Here is a 21,351-nt window from a genome sequence, read left to right on the forward strand (position 1 = left end):
TTGGTCGAACTCGCCTTGCTCGAATTCGTGCTGGTCGAACTTCTCTTGGCCAACCCCGCTGCGGCAACCTTCAGGCTGGCCGAGGTCGCGGCCGTCGCATTCGCTCTGGGCGAACCCGACCTCGACTTACCAGGCTTGGCCGACCGGGCTTGGCGCCCCGCACCCCGCTTCCGAACGCGTTTCATCATGGCCCTTCTGACATGAACTCCGGAAACGAAGGGGCACTTGCATGGTCATGTCGTCTCGTGCCGCTTTCGATTGAAGCTCCTGATTAACCCGCGCTATTAGCAGCATGGCACGGCTGCCCCCCGGGTGTCACGACAGGCTTTGGGTTGTCCCCGCAGGAAAAACGATCGAAAACACCCGGAAACGATCCGGAGGTCACAGCAGCCCAACAAGCCGGCGAATGTCCGATGGCGACGCGCCTTGGGCGCGCAGCGCCCGCAGTCCAACCGCCCGACTGGATTTGGAGAGCTTGTCGCCCCTGTCATCGCGAATCAGCCGATGATGGCGGTAGCGCGGCTCAGGCAGACCGAGCAGGGTTTGCAGCAGGCGGTGGACGCTGGTGGCCTGGAACAGGTCCTGGCCACGCACCACCTCGGTGACGCCCTGCAGCGCATCGTCGACGACCACCGACAGGTGATAGCTGGTCGGCGTTTCCTTGCGCGCCAGGATCACGTCGCCCCAGAGGCCCGGCCGCGCGCCGATGCCCCCCGTCTCTCCCGCCGGCCCTTCGCCTTGCTCCACCCAGGTCAGCGCGCCGACCTCGGCGATCGCAGCCGCCATGTCCAATCGCAGCGCATGCGGCAGACCGCGCGCGATGCGCTCGGCCCGTTCGCCGACCTCGAGCTGCTTGGCCGTGCCTGGATAGAGAGGCGCGCCATCGGGATCGCGCGGCCACCGGCCCTCCGCCTCGCGCTGGGCGACCAGCCTCGCGATCTCGGCGCGGCTCTCGAAGCTCGGATAGACCAGCCCGCACGCGGTCAGCCGCGCCAGCGCGGCGCGATACTCATCCAGATGCACCGACTGCCGCCGCACCGGCTCCTCCCAGGCGAGACCGAGCCAAGCGAGGTCCTCATAGATCGCCTGCTCGAATTCGGGCCTGCAGCGGGTCGGATCGATGTCCTCGATCCGCAGCAGGAAACGTCCGCCGCACGCCTGCGCCAGGTCGAAATTGAGCAGCGCCGAATAGGCGTGACCGAGATGCAGATAGCCGTTCGGACTCGGCGCAAATCGGAAAACGGGTGGCATATGATCGCATCATTGCCGGACTTGATCCGGCGATCCATCCTTTGGAAGCTTGTTTCCATAGGAGATGGATGCGCGGGTCAAGCCCGCTCACGACGATCACAAGGGCAGTCCGACATGACCCTCCACCTCGACAACCAGGACATTCTCGACGACGCGATCCACGCCTTGGTCAAGCAGGACCCGCGACTGAAGCCCGTTCTCGAAGCCGCGGGCATGCCGGGCCTGCGCCGCCGCGAGCCGGGCTTTGTGGGGCTCGCGCATATCGTCTGCGGCCAGCAGCTCTCGACCGCAAGCGCGGCCGCGATCTGGGGCCGCCTTTCCGCCGCATTCGATCCGTTCGATCACGACGCGATCCGTCGCGCCCGCGCCGACCGCTTGGGCCGGCTCGGGCTATCGGCCGCGAAGATCAAGACGCTGAAGCACATCGCACGCGAACTATCCGCCGAGCGGTTGAACCTCGACGTGCTCGCCAACGAAGACGCCGATGCCGCGCACAACACGCTCACCGCCCTGCCCGGCATCGGGCCATGGACCGCAGACGTCTACCTCCTGTTCTGCCTCGGCCATGGCGATGCCTGGCCCGCGGGCGACCTCGCGGTGCAGGAGGCGATCAGGGCCGGGCTGGGCTTGAGCAAGCGCCCCACCGCGAAGGAGATGATGCCGCTGGCGGAAGCATGGCGCCCGCTGCGCGGCGCGGCGGCGCATCTGTGGTGGAGCTATTACCGCACGATCAAGAAGCGCGAGGGCGTCATCGGCGCAGACCAAGCAGCAGCGAAAGCGAACGGCGTTTCAAACAAAGTTGCGGTTGCAAAACGGTCATCGTCGTCGAAGACAATCGCGGGAGACAAGCCAGCAAAGTAGCTTGAGGAGGTCACGCCATGAGATCCACCGACTTCGTCGTCGCGCGCCACGATCTCACGCAGTGCAAGACGATCGAGACCGAACTGCCCGATGTGGATGCGCTGCCGCCCGAAGCATTGCTGGTCAAGGTCGATCGCTTCGCCTTCACCGCCAACAACATCACCTACGCGCTGCTCGGCGATCAGCTGAAATATTGGCAGCTGTTCCCGGCCCCCGCAGGCTTCGGCATCGTTCCGGTGTGGGGCTTCGGCGAGGTGATCGCCTCCATCAATCCGTCCATCGCCGAAGGCGAACGGCTGTTCGGCTACTTTCCGATGGCGAGCCACCTCGTCATCGAGGCGAGCCATGTCAGCAAGTGGGGCCTACGCGATGCGGCAGCGCATCGGCAAGGCGCGGCGGCGGTCTACAACGCCTATGCGCGCGTCAGCGACGATCCGGCCTTCGGCGGGCGCCAGGGCGACTACCAGGCCTTGCTGCGCCCGCTGTTCATGCTGTCGTTCCTGGTCGATGACTATCTCGCCGAAAACGCGCTGTTCGGCGCATCGCAGGTGATCCTGTCCTCCGCGTCCAGCAAAACGGCCTTCGGGCTTGCGCATCTCTTGCACACGCAGCGGCCTGGCATCCGCGTGATCGGCCTCACCTCGCCGGCCAACGCGGCCTTCGTCCAGTCGCTTGGCTGCTATCACGAGGTCGTCAGCTACGACGAGGTGGAGCGGCTCGATGCCGCCGCGCCCGCGGCCTTCGTCGACATGGCCGGCAATGCGGCCTTGCGGGCGAGGCTGCATCAGCACCTCAGCGACAACCTCAAATATTCCGGCCGCGTCGGCCTGACCCATCAGGACGGCAACGACGGCCCCGCCGATCTGCCCGGCGCCAGGCCGAACTGGTTCTTCGCACCCGACCAGATCCGGAAGCGGGCCAAGGACTGGGGTCCGGGCGGCGTCGAAAGCCGATTGGGCGCAGCGTGGCGCGGCTTCGCGCCGAAGCTCGACGGATGGCTCACCGTCGTCGAGGGCTGCGGACCCGCGGCGATACAGCGGGTCTATCTCGATACGCTCGGCGGGCGGGTTCCGCCGCATCACGGACACATGCTGGCGGTGGCGGAGTAGGCGGCCCGCTGCGGACCTGCCCGGAACGGCGAATCAGCCGCGGGCTCTTCTCGCAAAGGTGATCGCGGCTGATGCAAGCGGGTTGCAGCAGACGCGCCAAAAGGTCATTGTCCATGGTTCCGGCCCACTTTCGGCCCGGACTGGCATGCAGGATAAGCTGTTCTCGGGGCTTCACAATCCCGTCACGCTGCATGTAGTATGTGGGTGCATGCTGCTTTGCAGCCGTATGGAGGCCAGGAGCGTTACTTGAACGCACATGTCTCACAAGGCGGTTGGCCGGTGTTGGTGCTGAACGCGGACTTCCGGCCGCTGAGTTATTACCCGCTGTCGCTTTGGTCCTGGCAGGACGCGATTAAGGCGGTGTTCCTCGATCGTGTGAACATCGTCGAATATTACGACCGGGCGATCCGAAGTCCTTCCTTCGAGATCCGATTGCCCAGCGTGGTCTCGCTGAAATCGTTCGTCAAACCGACCACGCATCCTGCCTTCACCCGCTTCAACGTTTTCCTTCGCGACCGTTTCGTCTGCCAATATTGCCTCTCCGGCGACGACTTGACCTTCGATCACATCATCCCGCGCAGCAAGGGTGGCCAGACCACCTGGGAAAACGTCGTCGCCGCCTGCTCGCCCTGCAATCTGAAGAAGGGCAACATGACCACGCAGCAGGCCAAGATGTTCCCGAGACAGACGCCCTATGCCCCGACGGTGCACCAGCTGCACCGCAACGGTCGCCTCTTCCCACCGAACTATCTGCACGAAAGCTGGCTGGACTATCTCTATTGGGACACCGAGCTCGATCCGTAGCGGTGCGGCGAGTGTTGTGCTGCGACTCATAAGAGCGCCAAAAGACACAAAAGAGTGTCACGTTTTCCAACGCCTGTTGACGCTTAGTCGGCCACGGTCCGCAATCTTAGATTGCGGTGCGGACACTTTGAAAACGACCCGAAAAGGGGAACAAAATGGACCCGCATGTCGCGTTCGATTTGCGCAAATTCGTTGCGCCGGAGTTCGTCTACGGCGTCGGAGCCCTGACGCTGATCGGACGCTACGCGAAGAATTTCGGCGCCGGGAAGGCGCTGGTGGTGACTGATCCCGGTGTGATCCGCCCCGGATGGGTAGACAAAGCGTTCGCCTCGCTCGACGCCGAGCACATTCCCTGGGCTACGTTCCAAAGCATCACGCCCAATCCCAAAGATCATGAGGTGGCCGCCGGAGTGAGGTTCTATCGGGAGCAGGGATGCGACGTCATCGTAGCGGTGGGGGGCGGCAGCCCGATGGATTGCGCCAAGGGGATCGGGATCGCGTCCGCCAACAACAAAGACGTTCTGGAATTCGAAGGGGTGGACGAGGTGCCAACGCCCGGCCCACCCCTGATTTGCGTTCCAACCACCGCCGGGACCTCGGCGGATATCTCTCAGTTTGCGATCATACTCGACACGCTCCGCAAGCTGAAGATTTCCATCGTCAGCAAGACGGTGGTGCCCGACGTTTCGCTGATAGATCCGGAAACCACCACGACCATGCCGGCCGATCTGACCGCCGCCACGGGTCTGGACGCATTGGTCCACGCCATTGAGGCCTATGCGTCCAACGCCAGTTCGCCCGTTACCGACATTAACGCTCTGGCGGCCATACCGCTGCTCGCGCAAAATCTGGCTCCAGCAATCGCCTCGCCAAAAAACCTGGAATACCGAAACAATATGATGTTGGGCAGCCTGTTGGCGGGCTTGGCGTTTTCCAACGCCGGCCTCGGCCTGGTCCATTCCATGGCCCACAGCATGGGTGGACTGCTCGACGCGCCGCATGGATTGTGCAACGCGCTGTTGCTGGATCATGTCATCGACTTCAACTACCCTGCAGCACCTGAGCGCTACGACAGAATTCTATCGGCGATCGGCGGCGAGACCGCGGGCGCGCCCGGCCGCAAGGCTGCGCTGTTGAAATGCATCGCGAAGCTGCGCGAGAATGCCGGCATCACCACGACGATCGGCGCGTTGGGCGTCACTGCGGCCGATATTCCCCAGCTTTCCATCAATGCCTTCAACGATCCTTGTTCCGCCACCAATCCCCGGCAGGCGAGCATTCAGGAAATAGAGAAGTTATATGAACGAGCGCTCTCGATCTGAGTCTGTTGGACCGCCCCTACGCGAGAAGATCATCGGGCTGGGAGAGCGCTCGATCCGAAAAAGCTATTATCCGCAGCTTCGACAGCAATTGGAGGAGCTGGAGACGGCGCGCAAGAAACTGACCGAGAGTGAGGCTCGCTACCGTTCGCTCGTAGAAAACATCAACGAAGTCATCATCAGTTTGGACAGCGAGGGGAGAGTTACTTATGCCAGCCCCGTCTTACAGAATTCGTATGGGCTGGCACCCGAACAGATTGTCGGCCAAAAGCTCACACAATTCATCCACTCCGATGATCAGCCCGTTCTAACGAACAGCCTCGAAAGCGCCTTGGCCGGGCGGCAGAAATTCGTTGAGTTTCGATTGCTCGGCAAGGAGGGCGTTCCTCGCTATATGCGCATATCCAGTCGACCGCTCATGGAACAGGGGCGCGCGGTCGGTCTGACCTGCATCTTGAGCGACATCACCGAGAGCAAGCTGGCCGAGGATGCTCTGCACAAGCTCAACGAAGAGCTGGAGCGGCGAGTAGCCGAGCGTACGGCCGACCTGGAACGCTCCAACAAGAATCTGGAGGCGTTCTCCTATTCCCTCTCCCACGACCTTCGGACGCCGCTGCGGGCCATCGATGGATTCTCGGGAATTCTAATGGAAGATTACCACGACCGGCTCGACAAGGAAGGTCTGCACAATTTGGAGGTCATTCGTAGCAGTTCTGCCCGAATGGCCCGTCTGATTGACGACGTCCTCGAATTTTCTCGCGTCTCCCGCCGGGAGTTGGCAACGGCACCAGTGGATATGGCCGCATTGGTGCGCGAGGTCTTCGAGGAAGCGCGGAGCGCAGCGCCGCAGCGCAAGATCGCCCTGCTGCTGGGAGCAGTCCCTCCGGCCAGGGGGGATTGCACCATGATCCGCCAAGTGCTGGCAAACCTGTTTTCGAACGCCATCAAATTCACGGCTCGCCGCGCCGAGGCAGTGATCGAGGTGGACGGCGCTGTCGAGGGCGACGAAGTCGTCTACCGGATGAAAGACAATGGCACCGGCTTCGACATGCGATACGTGGACAAACTGTTTGGCGTCTTCCAGCGGCTCCACCGAGCCGATGAATTCGAGGGCACCGGCGTTGGCCTGGCCATCGTCAAGAACGTCGTCGTGCGCCATGGCGGGCGGGTGTGGGCCGAGGGTAAAGTGGACGAAGGCGCGAGCTTCTACTTCACGCTGCCTGCGGCTCTTTCCGCTGAAACGCCACAGAATACTCCCTAGCGCTACTCTGACATATTTTTAGTGGCGGGCGAGCTTTGGGTATTCGTAAGAGAGGGTTTGCGTGATTCACGTGAGGTCGGCTTTTGGAGGACCGATCAATGGACGTGGACTGGCAAGCCGACCTCGACCTCTGGCTTGTGCGGTTTGTCGGGGCGCTACGGCACAAGACGCGGGCGCTTCATTACTGGCACGCCAGCATTTAGACGGAGGCCGCCGGGGATGCACTCATTGAATCATTCCAGGCGATGACGCGATTCCTTCCCATCGCCTTGGCGACGTAAAGAGCGTTGTCGGCGCGATCGATGGATTGCTCTACTGGTATATCCGGGTCCAAAAGGGTCAACCCGAACGAGACGGTGACTTGAAATATTTCCTTGCCATTCGCGTCAAATCGCAACGACCCGAGCTCCTCCCGCAACCGGTCAACGATGTCGTGGCCCGCCTTCAGGTCGGCGTCTGGCATAAAAATCAGAAACTCCTCGCCGCCAAATCGAAATATCTTGTCGTAGGGGCGCAGGTGCATGATGATGTGGCGCGCAAAACCAATCAGCACCTTGTCCCCGGTGGCGTGTCCATATTTGTCGTTGATGGCCTTGAAGTGATCCAGATCCATCATCGCCAGGGCGCACGGTTGCACGCCGCGCTTTACCAGCTCCCGTTGCTCGCGGAGGCTGGTCAGCATCGATGTTCGGCTCCGCGTCCCCGTCAACGGATCAAGGTTAAAGAGCGCATCCGCGAGTTCACGCTGGACGGTCGCGAGTTCCAGGCGCAGGCGTTTCACTGCGGTCACGAAACGTTCGAAATCTCCGATCTCGATCCGGTCGCCGCTCACGGACGCCCGCAGGAGTCTCGCCGCATGCTGATGCATCCGCTCATGCTCAAGTCCGATCTCTGCGACGCCGGGATGGTGTTCAAGCTCGGTCATCCCATCCTTGTAGTACCATTGGCCAAACCGGCACATGCGATGAGCGTCGTCGCTGATATCCCGTTGATCCGGCGTCAGGCGACAGATCAAGGTGCCGTAAATCATCTCGGCCCATTGCTCGTGATTGTAAGCGGCCTGCTCCAGTTCCTTCAGCGCCTTGCGCATTTTCTCGTCGGGCATGGTGGGAATGGGCATGTCACGAGTCCTCATGTCTTGCCTACGATTGACTTGTTATCGCGCAACGGCACACTGGATCATGGTCTCATCTGTTTAGCATGATCTCTTCGGAAAGCCGGTTCTCACCGTTCCGGATCGTGCTCTAACGTTGAAAGAACTCCATGGCGGAGTAAATGATGACGCCGCCCAGCACGGCCACGGCGTAAGGCATGGGATATCCTCCACCGATCCTGATGCGCTCCGCCTTGATCGCCCGGACAAACCCGCTCGTCCTCGCCGACGGAGCAGCTTCCGCCGCGGCGGGTCGGGGCGCGGGCAGACGCTTAAGCCCGTAACGCGCCGCGAGATAGACGCAGCTGAGCCCCCCGCCGGCCAGGACGATGTCGATCAAGAGCTGTCCAACGCGATCGGGCGGAACAAGAAGTGTTGCGGCGCTAATGAGCTTCAGGTCGCCGCCCCCGATGATCTTGAAGTGAGCAAAGATCCAGAGCCCAAAAAATACAATGATGGCGACGAGCAGGCTAAGCCAAAACGCCCCGGGTCTCAAAGCCAAGCCCTGAACAACTCCGATCACGGCGATCGCGACAACAAGCTCATTAGGAATGACCCTGTCCTTCAGATCGATGGCGGCACCGACTCCGAGCATAATCAGACTCGCCGGCTGACAGATAGCGTGGATGAAAAACGAGAGGCTCATGTTTTCTGTTCACCCCAATTGCTTTGCGTCCTGGTAAGCGACGCATCGCGATGGCTCCAGCGTCGCCGGCGGAAATTTTTCGGTACAGGGTGCTTTTGTCTTGCCTCCGATGTAGTTAAATATGGCTTCGAGGTTGGTGCCGATGAGCGTCACACCCACGATGATCACGACGGCGATCAGTGCGGCGAGAAGCCCATATTCGATCGCGGTGACACCCGACTCAGATTTGACCGAAAGCCAGCCGGCCACCTTTGTAGCGAACTTGCGCATCGTACGCTCCTCCACCGAAACCGACGAGATCAGAATACGCTCATAACGTCCTGATGCGGCCCAACGCCGCAGCGAGCTTCAATCGAGAGCCGATCCGCATCCTGGCAAGCGACGCATGGCGATGGCGCCCGCGTCGCTGACGGAGACTACTAGGTGGGTACCTTTAGCTTGCTGGCGATGTAGTTGAATACAGCCTCGAGGTTGGTGCCGACGAGCGTCACGCTCGTGATAATCACGACAGCGATCAGTGCGGCGAGAAGCCCATATTCGATCGCGGTGACACCCGACTCAGATTCGATCGAAAGCCAGCCGGCGACTTTTGTAGCGAACCTGCGCATCGCATGCCTCGTTGTTCAAAACAAATAGTACCATGACCAGCTAACGGAAATAAGTTATTGACATAGCTCAACAATCGCAAACGAATATGATTCTCGAGCCTGCGTGTCTTTTTCGGGCAGCACATGCTGCGATGCACCAAGAGGCATGAACAACGGCATGCCCGGGAGCAACGGCATGCCCCGCATCCCCCCGAGCGACCTTTCGATTTTGCTCCGGAGAAATCCGGGAGTTCCGGCGTTATGGTTCATGATGTTGCACGTTATCGATCGCCGCTCGGCGGCGGAACATTTTGCATCACGGACCGTTCTAATTTCGGGCTGGGCCATGTCAGATGAGCGTGCACGAGGCGAGCCGGCATTGAGCCATTCTGCAGCTGACCCGTTTTGCGGCTCCGTCTTGTGGCCGCATCGCCGGACAGCATCTGCAGGGGGTATATTGGGATGCGTATTTGGATCGGCGCCCTGGCGCGAAAACTTCGCCGGTCCCGGCAGGGCAGCGTCGCCATACAGATGGGCCTCGTAGCGGCCGTGTTGATCGGCATGGCCGCGTTGGCTGTCGACATCGGTTTCGCCATCTACAAGCATCGTCAAATGCAGTCGGCCGCAGACGCGGCGGCGTTCGGCGCCGCAACCGCACTGGCAACAGGCCATCCTGCCGATTTCAGGACCGAGGCGTATGCGCTCGCGGCCGCCGTCGGCTATGTCAACGGCGTCGATGGCGTCGTGATCACCGTCAATCATCCGCCGGTCAGTCCGCCGGCCAGCGCCGCGCATGCCGCGGATCCAGCCGCGGTCCAGGTGATCATTACCCAGCCTCAGACTCTCACTCTTGTCGGATTATTCGGCTCGGACCTCTTCACTCTGGGCGTGAGCGCGGTGGCGCTCCAGGGCAGTTCGTGCGTGCTGGCCCTTTCGCGTAGCGCCAACAAAGCAGTATCGGCATCCGGCGGCGCAATCGTGGACCTTACCAAGTGTGGGCTTGCGGTCTACTCAACGTCCGATTCATCGATCGACGTGTCCGGCGGCGGCACTCGAATCAATGCACAAACGGTATCAACTGCCGGCGACTACAGGACGAGCGGCGGTGGCTCGATTAATCCTGTCCAGCCGCCTATCAATACGAACGCGACCAACCTGCCAACCGACCCCTACAGCGGTCACACCGTGCCGACGCCTGGAACGTGCTTGAAGACCAACTACAAACTGACCGGAGCCGATAGCGACACGCTGATCCCCGGAACCTATTGCGGCGGGATTTCCGACAAGAGCAGCGGCGAACTCACGCTAATGCCGGGGGTCTACATCATCAATGGCGGCGATCTCACGTTGGGCCGCGGCGCCACGCTGAACGGGAAGAACGGCGTCTCCATCGTGCTCACGGGCGCCACGAGCAAACTGGTCGGGACGGCCCAAATTTCCGGCGGCTCGACTCTGAACATCTCTGCACCGACCGCCGGGCCGATGGCAGGAATTGCCTTGTTCCAGGACCCGAAGGCCAGCACAGGCAACGACAACAAGCTCTTGGGCGGCTCAACGATGACGATCACCGGCGCAGCATATTTTCCGAACGGTGCGGTCAACTACACCGGTGGCAGCGGAACCGTAACGACGTGCATGCAGCTTATCGCTTTGACGATAAATTTTAGCGGAAGTTCAACCTTGCAGCTCAATTGCTCCGGCGTACCGGTTCTTCCGATCGGTAGCAGCAGCGCGTCCCAGCTTGTCGAGTAGACGAGGCGCATTCATGTCCATGGCCAAGACGAAATCTGGAAAGCGGTCCGGACGCCGGAGTGAATCGGGCACGGCGGCCATCGAGTTCGCGCTGTTTCTCCCGTTCCTGTTCATTCTGCTGGTGGGAACGGTCGATCTCGGGTTCGCCATGTATGAGGCGATGCAGGTGAGCAATGCGGTCGAAGCCGGCATGCTGTATGCGGCCAAGAACGGTTGGGATTCTGCGGGCATTACCAACTCGGTGCTCAATGCCAGCAGCGTCTATCCGGACGGCACGCCGGCCCTGACAGCCACCCCCGCTCCACGGCGGTTTTGCGGCTGTCCGCAGGCAACCGGCATCACGGAGATGGCGTGCCTCTTCCCCATCCCCCCCAACCCCCCACCCACCTGCGCCGACGGGATCACCACGGCGGGCGTATATGTTCAGGTCAACGCGGCGCTCAATCACCTAATTATTCTGTCCCTTCCGGGACTGCCGGTGCCGTCCACATTTACCGCAAAAGCGGTGGTGAGGGTGAACTAGGCGATGGCGCCAATCCGGAAATCGCAAACCCGGTTTCGGCTTCGCGGTGCCGTCGCCATTGAATATGGCTTCGTCCTGCCGGTGCTGCTGCTGTTCACTTTCGGAATCATCGACATCGGCCGCCTGCTGTGGACATTTACGACCCTGAGCCGGGCGACCGAAGCCGCCGCGCGATGCGCCGCCGTCAACAGCACGGCGTGCGCCAACACCGGCCTGATCCAAAACTATGCCGTAGGCGAGGCATGGGGGCTCGATGTCACGGCTGCGGCGTTCACGGTCACGCAACCTGCCTGCGGCAAGCAGGTGAGCGCAACCTATACGTTCCAGTTTGTCATCCCGTGGTTTTATGGGACTTCAACGCTTGGCGGCGCCAACACCATGACGTTAAGCGCGACGGCGTGCTATCCGCCGCAATATCCGTAGCGGGCGTTGCGCAAGATCGAGCACCAGCGGCGTATCTCGCCCTTTCCAGGCCGGGATCGGCGGGTTGATCTGGATCAAGCCGATCAGCGCCCGAAAACGTACGTCTAACATATCGTATCATGGCAGGATGCAGGCGCGGCATCGTCGTTTCGCGGCGTTGTGCTTTCGAAGCGGAAGTCGACACGTCGAAAGTTACCGGGACGAGCGTTCGATCGAGATCTTGAAGCTGAGGTTCTGCAATGTCGCGAACGGTCAAGGCCCCGCCGCCGATCGAGGCCCTCTTCGACAAGGCGGAAGAACAGGTCAGCAGATTTTTTCGGGACCGGCGGGATGACCCCACCAAGGGCACCATTGAAATCTCGGATGAGCGGTTCGTCCTTGTTCGAGGAGCGTCGCTGTCCGTCGAATTCTTTGATGTCCTCAAACGCCTCTTCGCGCATTCGGAGCATGAGGCCACCGCCATTGCCAGCCAAATGCTGTTCGACATTGCTCATGCACTTGGGAAAGCGGACGCCCGCCACTTCCACAAAGCGATGGGATTGAGCGATCCGATCAGCAAACTCGCCCCCGGTCCCATTTTCTTTTCTCATGCCGGCTGGGCTTTCGTGGACATATCGGAAGAATCGAAACCCGAGCCCAGCGAAGACTATTTCCTTCTCTACGACCACCCTTACTCATTCGAGGCGGATGCATGGATGCGTGCCGGCAAGCACAGCGATTTCCCAGTCTGCCACATGAACGCTGGGTATTCCTCGGGGTGGTGCGAGGAAAGTTTCGGACTGCCCCTGGTCGCCACGGAGGTTTCCTGCCGGGCCAGAGGCGACGCGGCTTGCCGCTTCATCATGGCACCGCCGGCCCGGATCGAGGCGCATTTGGCGCGCCATCTCGGGCATGCTCCGAAGCAGCCAAAAAAGATCCCGTATGGAGAGCTCGGGAAGTCCTTCAATCGCGATTGGACCAAGGAAGCGCTGCTCGAAAAATCGCTACAGAAAAGCGAGAGGGACTATCGCGCTCTGTTCGATCTTTCACCCGACGCCATCCTCGTCTGGAACGCGGACGGCACCGTCGACGCAGCCAACAAGTCCGCCGCAAAGCTTCTCGGATATGAGAAGGCCGAGGAGTTGATCGGCAGGAACTGGCAAGATTTTCTGGCGCCGAAAGAGCGCCAGGCCGCGGTTGAACGCATCCAAAGCCTCGAAAAGCCCGGCCGTATAAGCGAATCCGAATTCAAAATGCAACGGAAGGACGGGAACCATGTGCTTGTTGAGGGGCGGGTATTCGTGGTTCTCGACAGTACGGGAAAGCCTGTCCAGGGTATCGCCTCGGCCCGCGACATCACCGGCCGTAAGGCGGCGGAACAGGCGATATACTTGAGTGAGGCGCGCTTCCGCAGCGCCTTCGAGTCCGCCGGGCACGGGATGGCATTGGTCGACCTGAACGGCCGCTTCATCAAGGTCAATGCCGCGTATTGCCGAATCACGGGCTACAGCGAGGACGAATTGCTGACCCGCAGCTTCGCGGATATCACTCACCCGGACGATCGCGCCGAAAACATCAAAAACGCCCGTCGATTGCATGCCGGTGAAATTCCCGTTTACGAAACGGAAAAGCGCTATATCCGCAAGGACGGCAAAGTTGTCTGGGTCCAGCTCAACGCCGCCGTGGTCTTCGACGCATCAGGTGCGCCCTTTCACCATATCACCCAGGTGCAGGACATCACGGCGCGCAAAGCGGCGGAAGCCGCGTTACTCGCGCAAGCGCTGCATGACCCGCTCACAGGCCTGCCCAATCGCCCAGCGTTCATACGTCGGCTCCACGAAGCTTTCGCATCGAACAGGCGCGGGGCCGGAGCCTTTGCGGTCCACTACCTTGATCTGGATCGCTTCAAGGACATCAACGATACGCTGGGCCATATGGAGGGCGATCGCCTGTTGCAGGCGGTCGCGATCCGTCTCAAGGATGAAGTGCGCGAAAGCGATTTCATCGCGCGGTTCGGCGGCGACGAATTTGCGGTTCTCCAAACCGACATGGACGACGCGTCGGACGCAGGGGTGTTAGCCGCAAAGCTGACGAAATCGATGGCAGCTCCATATCGACTAGACGGCAACGAGATTCACGTCACGGTAAGCATCGGAATCTCATTCTGCGATCCGACAATTACGGAACCTGAAACGATGCTGACCCAGGCCGATCTCGCACTCTATCGGGCAAAGGAAGAAGGCCGCGACCGCTATTGCTTCCACGCCGAAGAACTCGACCGGGAAGTGCGTGAACGCGTCGTGCTGACCAATGAGCTGCGCGCCGCGTTCGATAACCATGAGCTCGAACTCTACTACCAGCCACAGGTCGAGCTTACCTCAGGCCGGATCGTCGGGATGGAAGCGCTGGTTCGCTGGAACCACCCCCGACGCGGACTGCTATTGCCCGACCTCTTTATTCCCCTTGCGGAGAAGACTGGGACCATCTGCCCCCTCGGTCGCTGGGTGTTGGATCAGACATGCCGGCAGTTCAAGGCTTGGCGGGACCAGGGAATCGCGCCGCCTCGCCTAGCGGTCAACGTCTCCGCGGCGGAGTTGTGCGTTTGCACGGAGTTCGAGGAGGATTTGGCCGAGAACCTGAAACGGTGGAGCATTGCTCCCGGCGAAATCGAAATCGAGCTTACCGAGTCCGTCTTGATGGAAACCACGCAGATGCATAGCGACGCCCTGGCACGGATCGAGCGACTCGGAGCGAGTATTGCGATCGACGACTTCGGAACCGGGTACTCCTCTCTCGCCTATTTGAGCACCTACCCGGTGGGCCGTCTCAAGCTGGCGCAGCGCTTCATCCTCGGCATCCCGGAAAACGCCGGCGATATCGCGATTACCAAGGTGACGCTGAGTCTGGCGCGAGAACTCGGCATCAAGGTCATTGCGGAGGGCGTTCAGACCAAGGCCCAGCTCGATTTCCTTGTGTCTGCCGGCTGCCTGGTGGGGCAAGGCTTTTACTTCAGCAAGGCCGTGCCAGCCGAACGCGCCACCGAATTCCTGCGCCGGGGTGTCATCGAACCGGCTGCCTGCTGACTCCGATCGAAGCGTCCGTCATGGCAAGATGATCGTGTTCGATGCAACGCAACGATGCCCCGCGACGCCAACCCCGCTCAATACGGAATGCACTCTACTGCGGAGGCAGCTCTCGCTCGATGAATCGATAGCTTGAATTCAGCAGATTGATGTTGTTGAGGATCGTCGGGTTGTCAGGTTCACGCCGGTAAGCTTCCATGAATTTTGCCCGAGCCGCGGTCAGTTTTCCGCGCAGCATGTAGGAATAACCAAGGTTATTGAGAATTTGCGTGGTTTCTCCACCCAGCTTGATGGCTTGGCGATACGCGCGGTCCGCCAGATCGAAACGTCCAAGGCGGTCGTAGCTGGCGGCCAGTCCGATCCATGCACTCACGTCCTTCGGAGCCTTTTCGACCGCACTCTGGAAATACTGCTCGGCTGTTCCGTAAATCCCGCGATTGAAATATTCCTCGCCCAACCGCAAGGGTTCATCTGAAGGATAATATTTGACGTCCCCGGGCTCTGAGATCGTCACGGTGGTTCCTGCATCGTCGACGGCCGCAACCGGGCCCGCTACGGTTTCGCACCCTCCAAGCGCGATTGTGAGCAGTCCGGCCGACAACAAATGAAAAATGCGCGCCATTTCGATTCGAAATGCCCCTAGTACCGCCGACCCGAAGTGAAGTCCCTGCATCACCTGCCGCGAATTCGTCTCAGGGACTTCAGATCGAAAAGCGGTACTAGAATCATAAGCTTGCTAATACCCATGACTTTCCGAAGCTCGTGCACGAATATAGCAGCAGTGACTCACGAACTTCGGAAAGTGGGTGCTAGAGTCTGTAACTGATGCTCTGGCGCTTCAAGTCGGGAGATTCCCGGCACGAGCTGTATCCAGGTGATCGCCCCGCGCGCCCTTATTGCCCGCCGCCATAGCCTTCCCCGCCGCCACTACTGCTCGCGGTTGGAATAATGATCGGGGCAAGGGTCGGCGCAGCCGTGGTCTTACCCAGCCCACCTGGATTCCTGTAGCGTGTGATTGCACCGACCATGCGCTCGCCATTTGCGGGAATGCGCCGGTTGCGGACATGGCGCGGCCAAGGGTCGATGATGTGGGTGACCGCATTCACCTCTCTGGCGTCGCCGGAGGTCACCGAGATCGTATCGATCCGCTGAAAATACCGCGCCATTTCATCCCAAAACGGGTAGTCCGCCGCCCGCGCATCGCCAGAGGCGATCAGGATCAGGAGTGCGACCAAGCCGGTCATTTTCGTCATTCGAACCTTCCTTCCCATCGGTCGCGCCATCATTTCGGTTCGAGGGGCATCATGTGACCATAGGGTCCTTCATGCGCTCCACCCGAGGTCAGGTAGTCGGTATATTGCTTGCGGACTTCCGGCCGGCCCATCAGGAACAGGTCGACATCGTTGCCGGGAAGCTGTTTGTCAAATGGCGTCGCCAGGGCCTGGCCAGGAGCCGCGGGCGCGACAAGATGAGGCGTGACGATCACCACGAGATCGGTCTCTTTCTGCTGGTACGACGTGCTGCGGAACAGCGCCCCGAGAACGGGCACCGAACCAAGCCATGGCAGTTGTCCGACATCCCGCAAATTATCCGACTGAAGAAGACCGGCAATCGCGAAGCTCTGCCCGTCGCGCAGTTCGATCGCCGTCCGCGCCTCCCGTTTGCTCAGCGCCGGAACAAGAGTACCGGAGATCGAAACGGCGTTGGTGTAATCGAGTTCGCTGACCGAAGGCGTCAGGCGCAGATTGATGATTCCGCTGGCGAGGACGGTCGGAACGAACGTCAATTGCACGCCGAATGGCTTGTACAACACGGTAATGACAGGGGTGGTGCCCGACGAGGACTGCACGGAAGGCACAGGATATTCTCCACCCGCGAGAAAGCTCGCCGTGTCGCCGGAAAGAGCGACGAGATCCGGCTCCGCGAGCCGCCGTGCGAGTCCCTTCTTCTCCAGCGCAGTGATCAGAACGTCGACGCTGCCGCCCTTGTTGGCAAGGTTGAAAAGCCCAACGCCGAAGGGCGCACTCAAGGTGCTTCCAGCGAATGTTCCGATCGTGTTGAACACGGGAACTCCAGCGCTCGTGGCCGTGGGGCCAGCCTGGGTGATGGCGCCCGTTCCGGTATTGATGCCACGCGTTCCGCTGGCATTGGCACCAAACCAGTTCACACCGATTTCCCGCTCCGCTTGGCGGCTCACTTCGATGAAACGGACTCTCAGCATCACCTGCTGCGACGCGGCAACGCGCATCGCGTTGATGACGTATTTTTCGGGGTCCTTTCCTTCCGGCGGCGTCGCCATTCCCCTAGCGATCGCGACCGCCTTTTCCGCATCCACGGCATCCCTCGCCTCGCCGCTCAACACAATCTGGTTGTTGCTGCTGGAGACGCGGATGCCGGGGCTGTTCGTTCCGGAGCGAATCTTGCTCGCGATATTCTGGACATCGATCGTGACTTCCAGTCCGATCACGCCGATCACATTCTTGCCTTGATCGAACAGGGTAACATTGGTGGTTCCGATTTTCTTGCCCTGAATATAAACTATGCGATCGGACATCGGCAGGACATCGGCAATATCCGGAGCTCCAACGACCGCCGAGGCAAATGGCTTATCCAGCTTGATCGTGCGCGACTTGTCGCGCGTCACCGAAATCTGCCGCGCTGGTATGGGGTCATCCTGAACCACGTGCACCTGCGACCTCGCCGGGCCGGTGCCGTAGATTCCGACGCTGATGGCCGCAGCCATCAGTGCCACGGCCGCTCCCATGCGGCCCATCACGAGGCGGCCCAGCAACTGTCCTCGAATTGCCGATGCTGTCCCACTTTGTAGGGACTGGCTGATGCCGCCTGCCAACCTAAGGAACATGCCCGCCCCATCTGGAACCAAGCCATCATTTTTTTGGCGCGGCCAGCTAGGCTCCATGCGTCGCGGCGATTGGCGGCTTCATGGAACTCGTAACCAGCACACCTTCAATTTGATTGAAGCGCACCCAAACAACAGCCATGCCCGCCCTCAGCTGTCATCGAATTCAAGTGAAACTCATTCGCCCCAACCATCGAGACGAATCAAAGCCTGCCAACACAACCACCGGTGATTATTTGATTGTTTTAACTCGCGAATGTCAATGGCGGACAGGGGCTTGCTTGACATGATCACATGAAACCGCCCGACTGTTGTCCAAAAGCGCGGTCGCGCATCGAGCGGCGATTCGATCTCGGCAGCATGGTCCGACGCTCCGGCTTTGCATTGCAACAGCCGCTTCAGTGCAATCCAGATCGGAACATATCGATCAATCTTAGGGCGGCCGGTCCACCAACGAGCAGAAAGACCGTAGGCATGATGAACAGCATCACCGGAATGGTTAGCATCGCCGGCAACCGGCTTGCCCGCTCTTCCAACAGCGCCATCTGGTCATTGCGCATTTCCACTGCCCCCACCCGCAGCGATTGGGCAAGTGGCGTTCCGAATTGTAGACTCTGGGACAGCATGCTCACGACTGACCGCACGCTCGGAACGTCGATCCGATCAGCCAAGTTGGCGAGCGCCTGCGCGCGACTGGGCAGGACATTGATTTCAGCCCAGGTCAGAACGAGTTCATCGGCGAGCGCCGGTTGCGCCTCCCTGAGTTCGCGAGCGACCCTTTGAAGCCCGTCCTCGAGAGACAAACCGGCCTCGACGCAGACCACCAGCAATTCGAGTGCATCAGGCAGCCCTGACGCGACGGCCTCGGCCTGCTGCTTCACGACGCGATCGATATAGAAGAGCGGTGAAATCCAGCCCACGATCGCGGCCACGATCGCAGCCATGATCGGCAGCCACCAGTGCGCCGCAAAGAGGGCAAAACGCATGGCCGCCCCCAACGCCAATGCGGCAAAGCTCAAGGCCACAACAACCCTGGCGACGACAAAATATGACACTGCCCGATCGGCCGGCACACGGAGGTACGATAGCAGCCGGATGATCTGCTGCTGCTCCGCCTTCGAGATGCCGACCGCGAGCGAAGGAAGCTGCTGCACGATCGTTGGATGCGCCTCTCCCGGCGCTCCAGCCCCTGCCATCGCGGGTCGCGGCAGGGCCAGATTGACGCGCCGCGCCAGCGCGTCGGCATGCACCAGAATGCTGGAAGCAATCAGAACCGTGCCACCTGCGACCAGCGCAATTATGCCAAACAGCCCCATCAAGTCGGCGAAAGTCAGGGCATTCCAGAGCTGCCACGCATTCATGGCTTCGCCTCTATTTCCGTCACGCGTCGGTCACACTGCGCATCATCCTCCGCATCGTAAGGAACGATAGCAGAAGCAGAGCGCCAGCCAGCGCGAGAATCAAATGGCCGCGCGGGTCCGTCCATAAGGGGATGAGATAGCGCGGTTGAACGACGAGCAACGCTCCGGTGGTCAGAATCGGTATCGCACCGAGAGTATAAGCGGTGATGCGAATTTCGCCGGTGGCGGCCTTGGCCTTGAGGCGGGCCGCGCGGCGCTTGCGTATGATGTCGGAAAGAATTTCCAGCGTCGCCGTGAGGTTGCCTCCGGTCACATACTGCAGCGTCATGGCTACGGTGAAAAAGCGAAACTCCGGCAGCCCTATTTCCCGGCTGCTTGTCTCCAGGGTTTCCTCGAGCGGAACGCCAATTCGCAGGTCATCAGCGATCAAGCCGAATACCGTGCTGACGGGTGGCGATCCATCGACGGCGACAGTCCGCATCGCCGCAGTGATCGGCAGGCCGGCCCGGAGCGTGCGAGCGACGGTGTCGACCGCGTCCGGAAACAGGTCGACGAACTTGCGTTCGGTCTGCTTCTGCTCCCGGGAAAGAAGAAAGCGCGGCGCAAAGAACGACGCAGCCGCGCTCACCGCCACCGCGAGCAATGGCGAGAAACCGAGGAGCTGGCGAGTCAGGAGCCACATCCCGCCGGCCGATAGCGCGGCTATCAGCAGGAGCTTGAGCGAGCCGGACCGCATTGCCCAGGTGTATTTGATTCCGATCGTGAATATGCGGCGCACCTGCGCATCAAATTTTCTGGTTCGGACCTTCAGCAGTTCGCCGAGCGCGCTGCCCCCCCCGGACGTCTCCCTTTCGCCGGTGATAAGGTTCACGCGCCTCTCCGTCTCCAGGCGTGTTCTTCGACTCATCAGCAGCGCCGCCGTCAGTGCGACCACGCCGATCAGCAGCAGAACAAGCGCCAGCCCGATGACGGACGACATGAGTTATTCCTCGGTTTCTTTCTCCGGAACGCCAAGCGACCGCAAGAACGCACGGGCTAATCCGAAATACTCCAGCCGCGGAATAAATTGTGGTCGGACCTGTGTCGGTTCGAAACCTCCGCGGAGGGTGCCATCCGGGTTTTCGCCCTGGTATTTGTAGGTGAACAACGAACCAAGGGTGATGACCTCTCCTTCCAGCCCGACAATCTCCGCAACTTCGGTCACCCGACGAACACCGTCGCGCATGCGCTCGGTATGCACCACAAGGTCGAGTGCGCTGACGATCTGGGTGCGAATCGCCCGCATCGGCAAGTTGCCGGTCCCCATCAAGATCATGTTCTCGATACGCCCCAACGCGTCGCGCGCGGAGTTGGCATGAACCGTCGACATGGAGCCGTTATGCCCCGTGTTCATCGCCTGCATCATGTCGAAGGCCTCTGCTCCACGAACCTCCCCCACGATGATCCGGTCCGGCCGCATTCGAAGGGCGTTGCGCATCAAATCACGCTGGCAGATTTCGCCGTGCCCTTCGACATTGGGCGGACGCGTCTCCAGTTGAATGACGTGAGCCTGCTGAAGCTGGAGTTCGGCGGCATCTTCGATCGTGACGATGCGCTCGCCCGGATCGATCATGCGCGAAAGAGAGTTGAGCAGGGTCGTTTTACCGGAGCCGGTGCCGCCGGAGATGATAATATTCAGACGACAACGCGCGGCGATCTCGAGCGCGCTTGCGAGCTGCGGCGAAAGCGTGCCGCCTGTGACAAAGCTTGCGAAATCCATCATGGACTTGGAAAACTTTCGGATCGAAATACAAGGTCCTCTGAGGCTGAGCGGCGGAATGATCACGTTAACACGACTGCCATCCGCCAATCTTGCGTCCAGCATGGGACTTGATTCATCGATGCGCCTGCCGATCGATGATGCGATGCGTTGCGCCACATGCAGGACGTGCGCATCGCTGCGGAACTGCAGCTTGGTCAGCTCCAGCTTGCCCCGCCGCTCCACATAGATCATGCGCGGCCCGTTGACGAGGATATCGGCTACTGACGAATCCCGTAGCAGCGGCTCGATCGGCCCGAGTCCGACCATTTCGTCGACGATGCTGGCGCTGAGAACGCGCTGCTCATCCTGGTTCAGGAGGATTTTTCGCTCATTCGCGATCTCGGCCACCAGTTTATTGACGGAGACCATCAGGTCCTGCTGGCTGATCCGCACCGCAACCAATGGCTCGATGCGCAGAAAGATCTGGTCGCGGATGTAGTCCTTCGCCACGGAGACCGTCGACCTTGTCGAGGCCTTCATCAGTGCATCGCCGACCGCCGTCCCCCCGGCTTGCCGCAGGTTCGTCGGAGCCTGCTCCGCGGCAGGCGTCTCGCTGGCGGTTTTTCTGCCGAACTGGC

General features: G+C 60.7%; 20 protein-coding genes. 9 read left to right on the plus strand and 11 right to left on the minus strand.

What is annotated here, in order from left to right:
- Positions 1-381: 381 nt before the first annotated feature.
- Positions 382-1,251: a tRNA glutamyl-Q(34) synthetase GluQRS gene (gene gluQRS, locus QXZ85_RS17170; protein ID WP_316174504.1), complete on the minus strand. Its 870-nt coding sequence runs from the start codon at positions 1,249-1,251 to the stop codon at positions 382-384.
- Positions 1,252-1,365: 114 nt separating this feature from the next.
- Between gluQRS and QXZ85_RS17175 the strand changes: the two genes are divergently transcribed.
- From QXZ85_RS17175 to QXZ85_RS17195, 5 genes are all read left to right on the plus strand, one after another.
- On the plus strand, positions 1,366-2,112 hold the full coding sequence (locus QXZ85_RS17175) for a DNA-3-methyladenine glycosylase 2 family protein (RefSeq protein WP_316174506.1): 747 nt from the start codon (positions 1,366-1,368) through the stop codon (positions 2,110-2,112).
- 17 nt (positions 2,113-2,129) lie between these two features.
- Positions 2,130-3,221, plus strand: coding sequence for a DUF2855 family protein (locus tag QXZ85_RS17180; RefSeq protein WP_316174508.1), 1,092 nt, complete (start codon positions 2,130-2,132; stop codon positions 3,219-3,221).
- Between the two features lie 246 nt (positions 3,222-3,467).
- On the plus strand, positions 3,468-4,025 hold the full coding sequence (locus QXZ85_RS17185; RefSeq protein WP_315706440.1) for an HNH endonuclease: 558 nt from the start codon (positions 3,468-3,470) through the stop codon (positions 4,023-4,025).
- A 155-nt stretch (positions 4,026-4,180) separates the two neighbouring features.
- Positions 4,181-5,347 carry an alcohol dehydrogenase-like regulatory protein ErcA gene (ercA, locus tag QXZ85_RS17190; RefSeq protein WP_315706441.1) on the plus strand — a complete coding sequence of 389 codons (1,167 nt, stop codon included), beginning with the start codon at positions 4,181-4,183 and terminating at the stop codon, positions 5,345-5,347.
- Positions 5,325-6,605, plus strand: coding sequence for a sensor histidine kinase (locus QXZ85_RS17195; protein WP_315743832.1), 1,281 nt, complete (start codon positions 5,325-5,327; stop codon positions 6,603-6,605). Before ercA ends, QXZ85_RS17195 begins: the two co-directional genes overlap by 23 nt.
- A gap of 199 nt (positions 6,606-6,804) precedes the next feature.
- Here the strand turns inward: QXZ85_RS17195 and QXZ85_RS17200 are convergent, their stop codons facing one another.
- The 4 genes from QXZ85_RS17200 to QXZ85_RS17215 all read right to left on the minus strand — a co-directional run bounded on the left by QXZ85_RS17200 (position 6,805) and on the right by QXZ85_RS17215 (position 9,012).
- Positions 6,805-7,725 (minus strand): diguanylate cyclase, encoded by a 921-nt coding sequence (locus QXZ85_RS17200; RefSeq protein ID WP_315706443.1) that lies wholly within the window; start codon positions 7,723-7,725, stop codon positions 6,805-6,807.
- Positions 7,726-7,849: 124 nt separating this feature from the next.
- On the minus strand, positions 7,850-8,404 hold the full coding sequence (locus QXZ85_RS17205) for an A24 family peptidase (protein WP_315743834.1): 555 nt from the start codon (positions 8,402-8,404) through the stop codon (positions 7,850-7,852).
- 9 nt (positions 8,405-8,413) lie between these two features.
- Positions 8,414-8,674 (minus strand): Flp family type IVb pilin, encoded by a 261-nt coding sequence (locus QXZ85_RS33790; protein WP_409977553.1) that lies wholly within the window; start codon positions 8,672-8,674, stop codon positions 8,414-8,416.
- A 149-nt stretch (positions 8,675-8,823) separates the two neighbouring features.
- The gene (locus QXZ85_RS17215; RefSeq protein WP_315706445.1) at positions 8,824-9,012 is read right to left on the minus strand and encodes a Flp family type IVb pilin; all 189 of its coding nucleotides are present in this window, start codon (positions 9,010-9,012) and stop codon (positions 8,824-8,826) included.
- A gap of 441 nt (positions 9,013-9,453) precedes the next feature.
- Here QXZ85_RS17215 and QXZ85_RS17220 point away from each other — a divergent pair, with 441 nt between their 5' ends.
- The 4 genes from QXZ85_RS17220 (at position 9,454) to QXZ85_RS17235 (ending at position 14,751) form a co-directional block, all read left to right on the plus strand.
- Positions 9,454-10,743 carry a TadE/TadG family type IV pilus assembly protein gene (locus tag QXZ85_RS17220; RefSeq protein WP_315743836.1) on the plus strand — a complete coding sequence of 430 codons (1,290 nt, stop codon included), beginning with the start codon at positions 9,454-9,456 and terminating at the stop codon, positions 10,741-10,743.
- Positions 10,744-10,756: 13 nt separating this feature from the next.
- Positions 10,757-11,266, plus strand: a complete 510-nt coding sequence (locus QXZ85_RS17225; protein ID WP_315706447.1) for a TadE/TadG family type IV pilus assembly protein — start codon at positions 10,757-10,759, stop codon at positions 11,264-11,266.
- 3 nt (positions 11,267-11,269) lie between these two features.
- The gene (locus tag QXZ85_RS17230) at positions 11,270-11,689 is read left to right on the plus strand and encodes a pilus assembly protein (protein WP_315706448.1); all 420 of its coding nucleotides are present in this window, start codon (positions 11,270-11,272) and stop codon (positions 11,687-11,689) included.
- A 239-nt stretch (positions 11,690-11,928) separates the two neighbouring features.
- Positions 11,929-14,751: an EAL domain-containing protein gene (locus tag QXZ85_RS17235; protein ID WP_315743839.1), complete on the plus strand. Its 2,823-nt coding sequence runs from the start codon at positions 11,929-11,931 to the stop codon at positions 14,749-14,751.
- A 94-nt stretch (positions 14,752-14,845) separates the two neighbouring features.
- Here the strand turns inward: QXZ85_RS17235 and QXZ85_RS17240 are convergent, their stop codons facing one another.
- From QXZ85_RS17240 to QXZ85_RS17265, 6 genes are all read right to left on the minus strand, one after another.
- On the minus strand, positions 14,846-15,373 hold the full coding sequence (locus QXZ85_RS17240; RefSeq protein ID WP_315743841.1) for a tetratricopeptide repeat protein: 528 nt from the start codon (positions 15,371-15,373) through the stop codon (positions 14,846-14,848).
- 271 nt (positions 15,374-15,644) lie between these two features.
- Entirely contained in the window at positions 15,645-16,004 is a 360-nt protein-coding gene (locus QXZ85_RS17245; protein WP_315706451.1) for a hypothetical protein, read from the minus strand.
- 29 nt (positions 16,005-16,033) lie between these two features.
- Positions 16,034-17,542: a type II and III secretion system protein family protein gene (locus QXZ85_RS17250; protein ID WP_315706452.1), complete on the minus strand. Its 1,509-nt coding sequence runs from the start codon at positions 17,540-17,542 to the stop codon at positions 16,034-16,036.
- A gap of 467 nt (positions 17,543-18,009) precedes the next feature.
- On the minus strand, positions 18,010-18,972 hold the full coding sequence (locus QXZ85_RS17255; RefSeq protein WP_315727531.1) for a type II secretion system F family protein: 963 nt from the start codon (positions 18,970-18,972) through the stop codon (positions 18,010-18,012).
- 19 nt (positions 18,973-18,991) lie between these two features.
- Positions 18,992-19,951 (minus strand): type II secretion system F family protein, encoded by a 960-nt coding sequence (locus tag QXZ85_RS17260; protein WP_315743843.1) that lies wholly within the window; start codon positions 19,949-19,951, stop codon positions 18,992-18,994.
- A gap of 3 nt (positions 19,952-19,954) precedes the next feature.
- Entirely contained in the window at positions 19,955-21,253 is a 1,299-nt protein-coding gene (locus QXZ85_RS17265) for a CpaF family protein (RefSeq protein ID WP_410052719.1), read from the minus strand.
- Positions 21,254-21,351 lie beyond the last annotated feature (98 nt).

Origin of the sequence: Bradyrhizobium sp. SZCCHNGR1005 (assembly GCF_032489995.1) — a bacterium.
Taxonomy (GTDB): domain Bacteria; phylum Pseudomonadota; class Alphaproteobacteria; order Rhizobiales; family Xanthobacteraceae; genus Bradyrhizobium.